The organism is Sinobacterium norvegicum (assembly GCF_923077115.1).
Lineage (GTDB): Bacteria > Pseudomonadota > Gammaproteobacteria > Pseudomonadales > Sinobacteriaceae > Sinobacterium > Sinobacterium norvegicum.
In genome coordinates this window covers 1,526,891-1,539,966 of the sequence record NZ_CAKLPX010000001.1, presented here as the reverse complement: position 1 = coordinate 1,539,966, position 13,076 = coordinate 1,526,891, and the positions used below count along the sequence as shown (strand labels likewise).

15 protein-coding genes are annotated in these 13,076 nt (G+C 53.5%); 12 read left to right on the top strand and 3 right to left on the bottom strand.

The features are described 5' to 3' along the window. The first annotated feature begins 87 nt into the window (after positions 1 to 87). Positions 88 to 714: a LysE family translocator gene (locus L9P87_RS06855; protein WP_237443933.1), complete on the top strand. Its 627-nt coding sequence runs from the start codon at positions 88 to 90 to the stop codon at positions 712 to 714. A 63-nt stretch (positions 715 to 777) separates the two neighbouring features. Here L9P87_RS06855 and L9P87_RS06850 read toward each other — a convergent pair whose 3' ends face one another. Beyond that, positions 778 to 1,254, bottom strand: a complete 477-nt coding sequence (locus tag L9P87_RS06850) for an acyl-CoA thioesterase (protein ID WP_237443932.1) — start codon at positions 1,252 to 1,254, stop codon at positions 778 to 780. Between the two features lie 205 nt (positions 1,255 to 1,459). Between L9P87_RS06850 and L9P87_RS06845 the strand changes: the two genes are divergently transcribed. After that, the gene (locus L9P87_RS06845) at positions 1,460 to 1,678 is read left to right on the top strand and encodes a hypothetical protein (protein WP_237443931.1); all 219 of its coding nucleotides are present in this window, start codon (positions 1,460 to 1,462) and stop codon (positions 1,676 to 1,678) included. A 39-nt stretch (positions 1,679 to 1,717) separates the two neighbouring features. On the opposite strand, the gene L9P87_RS06840 is transcribed toward L9P87_RS06845, so the two are convergent. Next, entirely contained in the window at positions 1,718 to 2,581 is an 864-nt protein-coding gene (locus L9P87_RS06840; RefSeq protein ID WP_237443930.1) for an ion transporter, read from the bottom strand. Between the two features lie 204 nt (positions 2,582 to 2,785). On the opposite strand from L9P87_RS06840, the gene L9P87_RS06835 reads away from it, so the two are divergent. Further along, positions 2,786 to 3,016, top strand: coding sequence for a BTB/POZ domain-containing protein (locus tag L9P87_RS06835; RefSeq protein ID WP_237443929.1), 231 nt, complete (start codon positions 2,786 to 2,788; stop codon positions 3,014 to 3,016). Positions 3,017 to 3,044: 28 nt separating this feature from the next. On the opposite strand, the gene L9P87_RS06830 is transcribed toward L9P87_RS06835, so the two are convergent. Continuing rightward, positions 3,045 to 3,959, bottom strand: coding sequence for a lysophospholipid acyltransferase family protein (locus tag L9P87_RS06830; RefSeq protein ID WP_237443928.1), 915 nt, complete (start codon positions 3,957 to 3,959; stop codon positions 3,045 to 3,047). A 144-nt stretch (positions 3,960 to 4,103) separates the two neighbouring features. On the opposite strand from L9P87_RS06830, the gene L9P87_RS06825 reads away from it, so the two are divergent. The 9 genes from L9P87_RS06825 to L9P87_RS06785 all read left to right on the top strand — a co-directional run bounded on the left by L9P87_RS06825 (position 4,104) and on the right by L9P87_RS06785 (position 13,064). Further along, positions 4,104 to 4,949 carry an MBL fold metallo-hydrolase gene (locus L9P87_RS06825; RefSeq protein WP_237443927.1) on the top strand — a complete coding sequence of 282 codons (846 nt, stop codon included), beginning with the start codon at positions 4,104 to 4,106 and terminating at the stop codon, positions 4,947 to 4,949. Between the two features lie 241 nt (positions 4,950 to 5,190). Further along, entirely contained in the window at positions 5,191 to 6,783 is a 1,593-nt protein-coding gene (locus tag L9P87_RS06820) for a FadD3 family acyl-CoA ligase (protein WP_237443926.1), read from the top strand. Positions 6,784 to 6,806: 23 nt separating this feature from the next. Beyond that, on the top strand, positions 6,807 to 7,307 hold the full coding sequence (locus L9P87_RS06815) for an Lrp/AsnC family transcriptional regulator (protein WP_237443925.1): 501 nt from the start codon (positions 6,807 to 6,809) through the stop codon (positions 7,305 to 7,307). Next, a complete protein-coding gene (locus L9P87_RS06810) occupies positions 7,300 to 7,770 on the top strand; it encodes an Lrp/AsnC family transcriptional regulator (protein ID WP_237443924.1) in 471 nt (156 codons plus the stop codon). Before L9P87_RS06815 ends, L9P87_RS06810 begins: the two co-directional genes overlap by 8 nt. A 275-nt stretch (positions 7,771 to 8,045) precedes the next feature. Beyond that, positions 8,046 to 8,921 (top strand): CoA transferase subunit A, encoded by an 876-nt coding sequence (locus tag L9P87_RS06805; protein ID WP_237443923.1) that lies wholly within the window; start codon positions 8,046 to 8,048, stop codon positions 8,919 to 8,921. A gap of 45 nt (positions 8,922 to 8,966) precedes the next feature. Further along, positions 8,967 to 9,767 carry a CoA-transferase subunit beta gene (locus L9P87_RS06800; protein ID WP_237443922.1) on the top strand — a complete coding sequence of 267 codons (801 nt, stop codon included), beginning with the start codon at positions 8,967 to 8,969 and terminating at the stop codon, positions 9,765 to 9,767. A 182-nt stretch (positions 9,768 to 9,949) separates the two neighbouring features. After that, the gene (locus L9P87_RS06795) at positions 9,950 to 11,026 is read left to right on the top strand and encodes an NAD(P)H-dependent flavin oxidoreductase (RefSeq protein ID WP_237443921.1); all 1,077 of its coding nucleotides are present in this window, start codon (positions 9,950 to 9,952) and stop codon (positions 11,024 to 11,026) included. A 46-nt stretch (positions 11,027 to 11,072) separates the two neighbouring features. Then, positions 11,073 to 11,837 (top strand): enoyl-CoA hydratase family protein, encoded by a 765-nt coding sequence (locus tag L9P87_RS06790; protein ID WP_237443920.1) that lies wholly within the window; start codon positions 11,073 to 11,075, stop codon positions 11,835 to 11,837. Between the two features lie 51 nt (positions 11,838 to 11,888). Further along, entirely contained in the window at positions 11,889 to 13,064 is a 1,176-nt protein-coding gene (locus L9P87_RS06785; protein ID WP_237443919.1) for an acyl-CoA dehydrogenase family protein, read from the top strand. The last annotated feature ends 12 nt before the right edge of the window (positions 13,065 to 13,076 follow it).

The window sequence follows — 13,076 nt, the reverse complement described above, 5'->3', positions numbered from 1 at the left end:
AGTTATTACGTAACTACTTACATTGTTTTCCTGTCCTGCTGTGTTGACTCAGGCCGCAGGTGATCTGCTATAGAATAGAGGTGCTCGATGTCGTTTGAAGTCTGGTTGTTATATGTGGCCGCCATCTTTTTTGTTATTTTGATACCCGGGCCGTTGTCGTTATTCATGGTCACCAACTCGATCAATTACGGTATCGGCAAAACGGTGCCGGCTTTTCTCGGTGGTGTGTTGGCCTCGACAACGTTGATCATCGCCTCGGCGTTGGGGCTGGGGGCGATTATTGTTGCCTCCGATAGCGTTTTTACCGCGCTGAAAATTGCCGGTGCCCTGTATCTTATTTATCTCGGTGTCGGCAGTTGGCGTGACAGTGCGGCAGAGCAGGACAGCGAGCTGGATATGTCCACCGATGCGCGACGTGCCACGGCCAAATATATGTTTACCCGCGCCTTTACTCTGGGTGCCAGTAACCCGAAAGATATCTTGTTTTTTATCGCCTTTTTGCCGCAGTTTATCGACCCAGCGCAGGCGATTTTGGGGCAGTTATCGGTCATCGTCGCCACGTGGTTTGTGGTCGACTTTATCTGTAAATTGCTCTATGGCTCAACCTCGACGTTAATCAAGCCCTATCTCACCACCGGCAAGAACAAGGCGCGATTTGATCGCTTTACCGGTGTGTTATTTATTGCCGCCGGCCTATCGGCGGCGCTGTTGTAGATTTTTATAGCGACATAAAAAAGGCGGCTTATTAGCCGCCTTTTTTGTATTGGGGTGGCAGGCTTAGTCGGTAAATATTTCCATTTCTTCGCTGATGATCTTGCGCATGTCCATCAGTTTAATTGCGGTATCGTGTTGTTTGATGTCTTTTTCGGTCTCGGGTTGCCACTTGGGTACCTGTACTTTTTCGCCGCTTTCATCGACGGCGACCATGATGACAATACAGTGGGTGGTCAGGCGCTTGTTCAGTGACTTCGGGTCGCTGGCGCAGACTTCCAGGGCAATATGCATGGATGACGAGCCGGTATAAATGACCTTGGCTTCGACTTCGACCAGGTTGCCGACATGTATCGGGGCGACAAAGCGGATGCCGCCAGCATAGGCTGTGACGCAATAGCGGCCGCTCCAGCCAGCGGCGCAGGCGTAGGCGGCTAAGTCGATCCATTTCATCACGGCGCCGCCGTGTACCTTGCCACCAAAATTGACGTCTTGGGGTTCGGCTAAAAATCGCAGGGTAATATCGCGCTGGGGCTTTTGCATGATTCGACTTCTCAATCAGGGACAGGGGGCGCGGCAGATCAAGGCTTGACCACGTTTATCACCGCAGAGTAACACCCTCAAGGGCGCCGAACAACCAGCAATATGACGGCCAGAAAATGTTGCGCGGGCGAGTAAATTTACCTTTGTTCAGCGGCCTAAACTTCGTATACTCGCGCTAACAATCATTGAACATTTGAGGTAGCCAATGAGCATGCAAGAAATCGCCGTCACCAATAACCAGAAGAAGAAAATTCTGCGTGCTATTCGTGACCAAGACGTGATTTTTCAAGATGAAAACGGCGATATTATCGTCTCGGTATCTGCCTATCAGGCCTATAAAGAAGCCACCGAAGAGCAGCCACTGGAAGACTTGTTGGCTGACGGAGAGTTGGCTGACGGCAAAGAGTTTTTCGTCTTTATTTAACCGCGTCAGGCGTCGGTTAAGACGCCTGATAGTTGCTGGTTACAGTATCTTCTCGTGCATGTCGCCCGGTTCTGTCGGCGGCATTGACCGCTGCTCAATCAGCAGTTGTTTCAGTTCGCCGAGCTGTGCCTTCAGTTCGGCCACATCCTCTGCCGTGGCTGCGGTGGATTGTTCGTCATCCTGCTCTTCGCTGCGCATCTTGGCGGTCTCCTGGGTCATCACATCCAATACCGCGCCAACCATCATATTGAGGAAGACAAAGGCAGTGAGGAAGATAAAACTGAGATAATAGAGCCAGCTGAGTGGGTAGACGGCCATGGTCTCGTACATAATCGAGGTCCAGGATTCGAAGGTCGAGACCCGGAACAGCGTCAGCATTGCCACCGACACATCGCCCCACAAGAACGTATTGATATCGGCAAACAGCATGCTGCCAACGGCGCCGTAAATATAAAAAATAACGAACATTAACAGCGCGATATAACCCATTCTTGGGATTGCTTTCAGCAGGGCGTTGACCAGCATACGCAGCTCGGGCACCATCGAGACCAGTCGTAATACGCGGAATATACGCAGTAACCTCGCCAGTAAGATAGCCGAGCCGCCGGCGGGGACGAGGCTGCCGATGACGATAACGGTGTCGAAGATGTTCCAGCCGTTAGTAAAAAAGCGCTTAAAGCCATCGCTGGCTAAATAGCGAATGGTCAGTTCTCCGGCAAAGAACACGGTAATCGCTAAGTCCAGCCACGATAGACTGTACTCCATCCAGGGGGGAAGGTGGTAGGTATGGGCGCCGATGGTCAGCGCCGAGACCAGAATGACAAAGATAACAAAGCCTTGAAACAGCCTGCTGTTATCGATTCGTTTAAGTATTTGCTGTAGGCCAGAAACTTTCGCCAGCACCGCGCCCTCCTGATGAGTGTCGTTAGAGTCATGTCGGCGGCTTTGCTATTGGCCACCAGGTTGAATTCGACCGCGGATTCTAGCAAAAATTTCAGCGGATAAGATGAAAAAACTGTTCACCGTGTCACTAATCAGCCAATGGCTGCGCCGAGTGGTGGATTAGCTTCTATACTCAAGGGGCATAATCACACTCAGGAGAGACAGATGAATCTACCGCAGCTAAGAACACTGTATGAAATCGGCCGACTAAGTGACGTTGTTGTTTTCCATTCTGATGCAGATCATCAATGGCATTTAGACTGCCATGATTTATGGGGCCACACCTTGCATGTGACCACGCCCAAGGGCGACAATTGCCATTTTACCAGCTCTGATAAGGCGATGATGGCGGCCAAATCTATCGGCTTTTCTCGTGTGGTTGTGCAGCGTAGCTAAACGCTCTTACCCCATGCTGGCGGTGCCGCTATGCACCGCTGTTATCCGTCTCAGGCGGACGCTTGCTCGCTGGTTGCTCAACCAGTGTCGGGTCGTCACTCTTGCCGTAGCGCCAGCGGTTATTACTCCACAACCACGTCTCTGGCTGCGCTCTGATCGCAGATTCCATATTACTGGCATACGCCTCGAGGATACGGTGATCGTCTTTCTTATACGGTGGTTCGGCCAACTGGGTAAACGTGCAATCATAATAACCACGACTGACACGCTGTGATGAGGCAAACACAATCACCGCCTTGCTGCGGCGAGACAGCAACTCGATACCCATTTGAAACGGTGTCTCACGGTTAAAGAATGTGCCCCACCACTTGTTGGTCTTTCGCTGTGGCGCTTGGTCGGCAAGCATGGCCAGCACCCAGGGTTCTTTTCGTTTGCCGAGTTCCTTAAACAACACCTTGTGTGAAATCGGTGTATTGCCCATGCGCTCGCGGGCGCTGCGCATAAATTCATCAAACGCTGAATCGTGTAGCTCTTTATAGACAACGTCGACGGGGTTTTCCATGCAGGCAGCACAGCCAGCCAGCAACCATTCCCAGTTGCCCTGATGCTGGCTCAGAATAATCACGTGACGGCCGGTTTCCCTGGCCGCTAACAGTACTTCAGGGTTGGTAAAATTCACCCGTTGCTGATACTGCTGCTTGCTCATGCTGTCGGTTTTGATCACCTCACAGACCAGGTTGGCCATATGCCAGTAATAGTCGCGCGCCAGCTTGTCTTGCTGTTTGGCTGTCAGCTCTGGCATCGCCTGGGCAATATTATTAGCGACCACCTTGCGGCGGTAGCGGGACAGGTAATAGAGCGAAAAAAAGGCGACTGGGGCGAACAGTAAATACAGCAGCGGCAGCGGCAATTTAGACAGTAGTTTGGCAAGGGCTGTAGACATTGGCGGATAAAACCTATTGATCAAAATCAGTGGAATAGCACACAGTATACAAGATTTTGCGCTGATGTGAGCGGCGGCATACTTTTGACTGGTCGGCTGTTTTACTGCAATCTATGGTTCTATTTCTAACAATATATTACCTATATGCCTGCGATACTCTACGGCGAAATCGTCGATATTAACCCCTATGTGCGACGCATTACCGCCCCCAACCCCGGTCCACTGACCGGCTTGGGCACCAATACCTATATTGTCGGTGACCAGCATGTCGCCGTTATCGACCCCGGCCCGATAGAGCAGGGGCACGCCGATCAGCTTTATCAGCTGCTGACGGCGGAGGGGCGAACCATCAGTCATATTATCGCCACCCATACTCACCCCGATCACTCGCCGGCGGCCGTGCGCTTGGCAGAGCTGAGTGGTGCTGTTGTCATTGGTAAGCCGGCGGATGATCAGCAGTTTCAGGATGCGTTATTTGAGGCCGATGTCGAATTGTACGAGCATTGGCAGCTGACCACCGACGAATTTGATTTGCAGGCAATTTACACCCCAGGCCATGTCAGCAACCACTATTGTTTGCTGGAGAAAAACAGCGGCCTGCTAATGGCCGGTGACCACTTGATGAACGGCTCCACAGTTGTTATTGTGCCGCCCTCCGGGGATATGTACGACTATGTCGCCTCCCTGCAGAAACTTAAAAATTACGATATTGACTGTATCGCGCCGGCTCACGGTGATCTGATGCCGGAGCCGACAACGGTTATCGATCAGGTGGTGGCGCACCGGCTCGGTCGGGAGCTCAAGGTGATCAACGGTCTGCGTGTTGGCGGTCGTCAGTCGATGGAGGTGTTGGTTACCCGGGTCTATGACGATGTCGATGCCAGTATGCATTCAATGGCGGTGTTCTCCCTGCACGCCCACCTGTTAAAATTGCAGCGGGAGGGCTTGGTCGACGAGATTGCGGCTGAATGGTTGATTACCGAGACATGATGTCGCCGGCATGACAGGTTGGTAATCTTGCCCGTGGCAGTCTGTGTCACTCGTTGGATTTAGGCGGCTACAGCGGGGGTAAACGCAATATTTCCCCCTTGTTTGTGGTAATAAGCCTGTTAATTCGTAGAAAAAAGAGCCTAAAAATACGCATTCCTGTTGCGCTACCCCTCTGTTACTTCTAATATTGTCGATCATAAAGAATTTTGGCTAACCATAAATAATTAGAGAGGACAGCCACGTGACTCACGCTGCCCAAGCCACAACACTGCCGGCGATTCTTGCTGCCGCAGTGGCGCAATATGCGAACAATACCGCCCTGAAAGAGGGGGATACCGAACTCAGTTTTGCCGAGCTGGCCGAACAGGCGCAGTTGGCCTGTCGAGCCGTTATCGCCAATGGCGTCGATAAAGGCGACCGTGTGGCCATCTGGGCGCCCAATGTTTACGAGTGGATTATCGCCGCCCTTGGTCTGCAGTTGGCCGGCGCTATTCTGGTGCCGCTCAACACCCGCTTACAGGGCAGCGAAGCCGCCGACATCATCCGTCGGTCGGGTGCTCAGTTGTTGTTTACCTACCCAGCATTAGAAAAGGGCGACGTCTTGGATATGTTGGCCGGTGAAGCACTGGGGTCGGTAAAGACTGTCTTGCTGCGCGGTGAGGATGCCCGTGCTGAGAGCTTGAGTGATTTTATCGCCAGCGCTGAGCAGGTGACGGCTGAGCGCGGTGAGCAACGTGCTGCCTCGATCACCGCCGACGATCCGATGGACATGCTGTTTACCTCTGGCACCACCGGTAAGCCCAAGGGTGTGGTGTGTAATCACGGTCAGAATATTCGCGTGTTTGAATCCTGGTCGGCAACAGTTGGTCTGCGCAGCGACGACAATTACCTTATTATCAACCCGTTTTTCCACAGCTTTGGCTACAAGGCCGGCTGGCTGGCCTGTCTGTTAACCGGCGCCAAGATTCTGCCGGTCTTTGCCTTCGACAAAGACAAGGTGTTGGCTCAGATCGCCGAGGACAAGGTCACCATGTTGCCCGGTGCGCCCTCGTTGTACGAGATGATTCTGGCCCATCCGGAGCGCGATCAATATGATGTCTCCAGTCTGCGCTTAGGTGTTACCGGTGCCGCTGCGGTGCCGGTGCAGTTGGTCAACGATATGCGTCAGAAACTCGGCTTCGAGGTGGTGGTTACCGCCTACGGCCTGACCGAGTCCTGCGGCGTGGTGACCATTTGCCGCCCCGATGACGACCCCGAGACGATTTCGCAGACCTCTGGTCGAGCCATCGAGGGCGTCGAGGTCAAGTGCGCCAACCCCGAGACCGGCGACGAGGTTGCCCGGGGTGAAGAGGGGGAGATCTGGGTGCGCGGCTACAATGTCATGCAGTGCTATTTCGATATGCCTGAGGCGACGGCCGAGGCGATTACCGCCGATGGCTGGATGAAGACCGGCGATATTGGTGTCATGGATGAGCGGGGTTATTTGAAGATCACCGACCGGCTGAAAGATATGTATATTATGAACGGTGAGAACGTTTATCCGGCCGAGGTAGAGAAGGTGTGTTACACCCTCGAAGGGGTTGCGCAAGTGGCCATTATCGGTGTCAGCAAACCGCCCCAGGGCGAGGTCGGCATGGCTTTTGTGGTTAAAAAACCGGGTTCATCGCTGACCGCCGAACAGGTCAAACGAGGTTGTGCTGAGGCATTGGCGCGTTATAAATGTCCTTTTTACGTTGAATTTGTCGAAGCCTTGCCGCTTAATGCGTCGGGTAAAGTGGTTAAGCCCGAATTAAAAAAACTGGCGGCCGATATTTTAGCCGCCCCTGTTAGCTAGCTAGTCGTTAAAAGGACATAAATGTGACCGACTATCGTGATTCTGTCAGCAGCCGTATAGCGACAACGCAGAGTACCAACCTCGATGATATTGATTACCAGATCATTGCGCTGCTACGCAGTGATGGCCGTATGCCCTATCGGGCGCTGGCCAAGGAACTCGATTTGACCGAGGCAACGGTGCGCTCTCGGGTGAAGCGGTTAGAGGACTCAGAGACCATGCGAGTGGTGGCGGTCACGGATATTCAGGCTGCTGGCTTTGGTATGTTACTGGCTGTTGGTATTCAGGTCGAAGGGCGTTCGGCGCTGTTGGTGTCGGAGGATCTTGCCGCCGTAGAGGGGGTTTATTCGGTCAGCCAGGTAGTGGGCACACACGATATTGAGGTGCTGACGGTCGCCGATGGCCAGGCTGCCCTCGATGCCATGCTCAAAACGTTGGCCTCGGTGTCTGGCGTGCGAAAAATTATGCCAGCAATGGCGATTGATGTTCTCAAAAACCAAGCCAATTGGGTGCCCTTTGACTAATAAACGCCGCCTCGACGATGTCGACGACAAAATTCTGAGCTATCTCTCCCGCGATGCCCGTATCAGCAACCGCCGTATCGCTGCCGAGCTCAATATTACCGAGGGTACGGTGCGTTCGCGCATTAAGCGGATGCTGGATGAGGGCTTGATGCGAATCACCGCCGTCACCAATATCGACAAACTCAAAAACCCCTGTCTGGCCTTTATTTGGATCGATGTTGACCACAGCGGCGACTGTGAGCGCATTGCTCAGCAGCTCAGTGATATCCCCGAGATGGGCTTTGTCGCCAAAATGTTAGGCCGTTTCGACATTCTGGCCATTACCCTGGTGCAGGATCCGGAACAATTAACCGGCTTTTTGCATACAAATATCAGTACTATCAAAGGCATTCGCCGAACCGAGACCTCTCTCGGTGTCAATTTCGTCAAGCACGACTATCGCGTCAGTCACATCGTCGACTAGCAAAGATTAATTTGTGTTAATGCTAAATTAACGCAAATTGATTAAATTTTGCCAATTATACGCGTAATGCGTAAAAAGTCGCTTCTGAAAAGATGCATAACCAGTCCTTTTGTGTAAAATCAATTCAAATGCGTATTTGCGTATTCTTGTCGTGCGGCTGGCTATAAGCGACCAGTCGGTGACAAATGTTGGCGCAAAAAACAAGCAAAAAAACCTAATATAGGCGGCTATGATGATTGATCATCGCCGATAAACCAGAAGAAAGAGGAAGCTCCATGGATAAGCGAATGACCATTAAAGACATGGTTGGCGAGCTACGCGACGGCATGACTATCGGTATCGGTGGTTGGGGCCCGCGTCGTAAACCAATGGCTGTGATTCGTGAAATCTTGCGTTCAGACGTTAAAGATCTCACCGTAGTGGCCTATGGCGGCGCCGATGTTGGCATGCTGTGCGCGGCTGGCAAGGTAAAGAAGGTTGTTTTCGCCTTTGTTTCTTTGGACTTTATTCCGCTGGAGCCTTACTTTCGTCAAGCCCGTCAAAAGGGCGCCATTGAAACAATGGAAATTGACGAGGGCATGATGTTGCTCGGCCTGCGTGCCGCTGCTTGGAAGATGCCCTTTATGCCAACGCAGATTGGTCTGGGCACCGATGCAATCAAGGTGAACCCTGAGATCAAAGTCATCGACAGCCCCTACGACGACAAAGAGTGGGTGGCAATGCCAGCGCTTAAGTTAGACGTATCCTTCCTGCACGCCGACCGCGCCGATGTTCGTGGTGTTTGTCAGTCTAAGGGTCCGGACTACTATATGGACGAGTGGTTTGCCCGCGCCGCCGACAAGACCTTTGTCACCTGTGAAGAAATTGTCGAGACTGAATTCTTCAACGACCCGCTAGAAGCACGCTTCGTGCTGTGGGAGCGCTCGATGACTCAAGGTGTAGCCTGTGTTCCCGGTGGCGCTCACCCCAGTTCTTGTCAGCCCGCTTACGGCTTCGACGTACCGCACTTCAAAACATACAACGCCAGCGCCAAAGACGGTGGTTTTGAGGCCTACTTCGACAAGTTCATCAAAGACAGCACCGAAGCAGAATACCAAGAGAAAGTGGGCGGCTTAGACGCCATCCAGAAATTGCCGCAGCCTGTGTATTAATCGGCCTGCAATTTAGCGTCTAACTGTTAACAAGGAAAAAATATTATGAGCACGTTTGCTACCGATTACACCTTAGCTGAACTGATGATTGTTGCCGCCGCCGAGGCCTTTGCCGACAAGGGCGAGGTGCTGGCCACCGGCATTGGTGTTATTCCTCGTATTGCCGCTTCCGTGGCGATGAAGAGTTCTAACCCTGAGCTGATGATGACCGACTCAGAAGCCTATCTTTTGAGCGAACCAAACCCGCTGTCACGGGATGCCGACTACATCCAGCGCAACGAGACCTGGATGGGCTTTAGCCGCATCTTCGATAATGTCTGGAGTGGCAAGCGTCACGCCATGATCGGCCCGACACAGATTGACCGTTTCGGTCAGGCCAATATCTCTTGCATCGGCGGCACTTATGAGCAGCCAAAAGTACAGATGTTAGGCATGCGCGGTCTGCCGGGCAACTCTATCAGCCACGGCAACTCGTTCTTCGTCCCCAGTCACAATACTCGCGTTTTCGTCGAAGGCGAGTGTGATGTGGTGAACTCGATCGGCTACAACCCCGGGCGTCTACCCAAGGGTTACAGCTTCGACGACATCGAGATCGGCCTGATCATCACCGATTTGTGTGTGCTTGATTTCGGCGGTGCTAACAAGGCGGTTCGTCTGGTTTCTGTCCACCCAGGTATCACCGTTGAACAGGTTGTTGAGAACACCGGTTTCCCACTGGAGATTCCCACTATTGTCGCCACGACTACGGCGCCGACTGAGGCTCAGATGGAAATTATCAACCAGATCGACCCGAAGAACTTCCGTTCAAAGCAGTTAAAAGATAACCCCAAAGGTGATCGCTCTTAACGCTGTTTGTGTACTGCGCTAACCCCGCAGTGCCGCTCTTGTGTTGATGTAATGCGATGGGACACTGTCTGCACGGTGTCGGTTTGGCTCAGTACAAGATCGTACCAAGGCAACAAGAACAGCAAAAAACACCGTGTTAGTGCGGTGAAAAACCAAAGATGTAAATAAAAGGTGGCGGAATAATGGCCGGACAAATTAAAACCAAACTAACTGATTTACTGGGCTGCGAGCATCCCGTGGTGCAAACCGCCATGGGGTGGGTGGCAGATCCCAACCTAGTGGCCGGCACGTCCAACGCCGGTGGTTTTGGTTTCTTGGCCGGTGCCACGATTCCGCCACAGGAAGTGGAGCGCGATATTCTGCGCACCAAAGAGTTGACCGATAAACAGTTTGGCATCAACTTCCACATGTATCAGCCCAATGCCGCCGAGATTGTCGACTTAGTCGTTAAGCACGGTATCAAGGCGGTCAGCTATTCCCGTTCGCCGGGTAAGGACATGGTCAAAAAACTCAAGGACAACGGTGTTGTCTGTATGCCGACCATCGGCCTGCCCAAGCACGCACTCAAGGCCATTGAAATGGGCGCCGATGCGGTGACGATTCAGGGCGGTGAAGGCGGTGGTCACACCGGTTCTGTCCCCACCACGCTGTTGATTCCTCAGGTGGTCGACGCCGTGGCCGGCAAGGTGCCGGTTATTGCTGCCGGTGGTTTCAAGGACGGCCGTGGCCTGGTGGCGGCGCTGTCATGGGGTGCCGACGGTATTGCCATGGGGACTCGCTTCTTGATGAGTAAGGAGTCGCCGACCCCAGAGCAGACCAAGTCCCGTTACGTCAGCTGTAACAACCCGTCAGAAATCATCGTCTCCAAGGCGATGGACGGCCTGCCACAGCGGATGATTATGAACCAGATGCTGGAAGAGTTAGAGCGCGCCGGTACCGCTAAAAAACTAGTGATTGCCCTGCGCAACGGTTTGAAGTTTCGTAAATTTACCGGCGCCAGTGTCTTCAGCCTGCTGCAGTCGGCCCTGGCGATGTCCAAGTCTGGCGATATCAGCCCGGCGCAGGCGATTATGTCGGCCAACGCACCGATGATTATTCAGAAGGCAATGGTCGATGGTTCACCCGACGAGGGTGTACTGCCCTCGGGTCAGGTGGCCGGTGTCATCGACAGCCTGTTGAGCTGTGAAGACATTATCAGCGGTATCGTCACCGAGGCCGAGCAACGTCTGGCCTACCTGGCGACCCTAGGCCAGCGCTAAGCGCTGGTTGAACCCTATAAACACGCACAATAACGAGAATTTGATTATGTCCAAGCCTTTTAAACTCAGTATTGAAAACGGCGTTGCCGAGCTGATCTTCGACAAGCCACCAGTGAACGCTTTCTCCTCCGTTGAATGGGCGCAGATTGCCGCTGAAATCGAAGCGCTGGGCACTAATGACGACTGTCGCGTGATTATTATCGCCGCCGAAGGCCGCGGTTTCTGCGCCGGTGTCGACATCAAAGAATTGGACGCCAATGACTCGTTAATCGTCAAGGTGAACAAGGGCAACTACGATACCTTCAAGGCCATCCACATCAACGACAAGCCGGTGATTGTGGCGGTGCACGGTTTTGTACTCGGTGGTGGTATTGGTATCTCCGGCGCCGCCGACATCATCGTCGCCTCCGAGTGTGCCACCTTCGCCGTGCCTGAGGTTGACCGCGGTGCCATGGGTGGCGGTGCTCACCTGCAGCGTATGTTTCCGGTTCAAAAGGTCCGTTACATGTACTTTACCGGCCTGCCGATTGACGCGCAGGAAGCGTATCGCCTAGGCGCTGTCGAGCGTGTGGTGCCCCGCGAAGAGCTGCTGCCCGTAGCCCGAGAAATCGCCGCCGCCATCGCCGAGAAATCGCCGCGCATGATTGCTCTCGCCAAGGAAGCCTTAACCGGTATCGAAGACGGCAACCTCGAAGACAAATATCGCTCAGAGCAGGGCTTTACCCTGGAGGCCTACCAGTCGCCAGACTCTGCCGAGTCGCGTGATGCCTTCGTCAACAAGCGTGACGCCGCCTTTACCGAAAAGAAATAATCAGTCATCGACTGCTGAACCAACAACATTGAATCGACGCTAAAGAGGCTGATGATGGATTTAAATTTTACCGCCGAACACGATGCCTTCCGTCAGGAAGCACGTACTTGGTTGGCCGCGAACGTACCGGCTGAGCCATTAAAAACCTACGACACCGAAGAGGGTTTCCAGCAGCACCGCGAGTGGGAAGCCAAGATGAACGAAGGCCGCTGGGGTATGGTGACCTGGCCGACCGAATTGGGTGGCCGCGATGCCGACCTGATCCAGTGGTTGATCTTCGAAGAAGAATATTTCCGTGCCAAGGCGCCGAATCGCGTTAACCAAAATGGCATCTTTCTCCTCGGCCCAACGCTGATGGAATACGGTACCGACGAACAGAAAGCCGAGATTCTGCCGAAGATGGCCAACGGCACCGAGGTCTGGGCCCAGGGTTGGTCTGAGCCCAATGCCGGTTCTGACATGGCGGCGGTACGCGCCAAGGCTGAGCTGACCGAAGACGGTGAGCACTACATTATCAATGGCCAGAAGACCTGGTCTACCCGTGCCGTCTGGGCCGATCAGTGTTTCGGTATGTTCCGTACCGACCCTGAGTCGCAGCGTCATAAGGGGCTGACCTTTATTCTGGTGCCGCTGGATTTGGAAGGCATTACCGTCAACCCCATCCCGCAGTTAGATGGCCTGCCGGGCTTTGCTGAGATCTTCTTCGACAACGTCAAGGTGCCAGTGAATCGTCGCCTCGGCGGTGAGGGGCAGGGCTGGGAAGTGGCGATGGCCACCGCCGGTTTTGAGCGCGGCTTGATGTTGCGTTCACCGGCGCGTTTCCAAGAGACAGCCAAGCGCTTGGTGGAACTGTACAAGCAAAACCAAGCACAGGCAGACCGCGATCCCGCGATCCGCGATGCCGTGGTGAAGGCGTATATGTCGGCAGAATCTTACTGCCTGACCACCTTCGAGACGGCCTGTCGTTTAATCAAAGGCGGCAAGATCGGTGCCGAGTCTTCGACCAATAAAATCTTCTGGTCAGAGCTCGATCAAACCATGCACGAGACGGCGATGGATATCTTATCTGCCCGCGCCGAACTCGAGCCTTTTGCGCCACAGGCAAAGGGTGTTGGCACCTGGTTGGACGGCTTCTTGTTTGCCCAGTCTGGCCCTATTTATGCCGGTACCAACGAAATTCAACGTAACATCATTGCCGAGCGTATGCTTGGCATGCCACGCAAGTAAGGGGTCGGAATA

Coding starts and splice junctions, on each gene's coding strand:
- L9P87_RS06855 (WP_237443933.1), top strand. CDS start 88: ATGTCGTTTGAAGTCTGGTTGTTATATGTGGCCGCCATCTTTTTTGTT.
- L9P87_RS06850 (WP_237443932.1), bottom strand. CDS start 1,254: ATGCAAAAGCCCCAGCGCGATATTACCCTGCGATTTTTAGCCGAACCC.
- L9P87_RS06845 (WP_237443931.1), top strand. CDS start 1,460: ATGAGCATGCAAGAAATCGCCGTCACCAATAACCAGAAGAAGAAAATT.
- L9P87_RS06835 (WP_237443929.1), top strand. CDS start 2,786: ATGAATCTACCGCAGCTAAGAACACTGTATGAAATCGGCCGACTAAGT.
- L9P87_RS06830 (WP_237443928.1), bottom strand. CDS start 3,959: ATGTCTACAGCCCTTGCCAAACTACTGTCTAAATTGCCGCTGCCGCTG.
- L9P87_RS06825 (WP_237443927.1), top strand. CDS start 4,104: ATGCCTGCGATACTCTACGGCGAAATCGTCGATATTAACCCCTATGTG.
- L9P87_RS06805 (WP_237443923.1), top strand. CDS start 8,046: ATGGATAAGCGAATGACCATTAAAGACATGGTTGGCGAGCTACGCGAC.
- L9P87_RS06800 (WP_237443922.1), top strand. CDS start 8,967: ATGAGCACGTTTGCTACCGATTACACCTTAGCTGAACTGATGATTGTT.
- L9P87_RS06795 (WP_237443921.1), top strand. CDS start 9,950: ATGGCCGGACAAATTAAAACCAAACTAACTGATTTACTGGGCTGCGAG.
- L9P87_RS06790 (WP_237443920.1), top strand. CDS start 11,073: ATGTCCAAGCCTTTTAAACTCAGTATTGAAAACGGCGTTGCCGAGCTG.
- L9P87_RS06785 (WP_237443919.1), top strand. CDS start 11,889: ATGATGGATTTAAATTTTACCGCCGAACACGATGCCTTCCGTCAGGAA.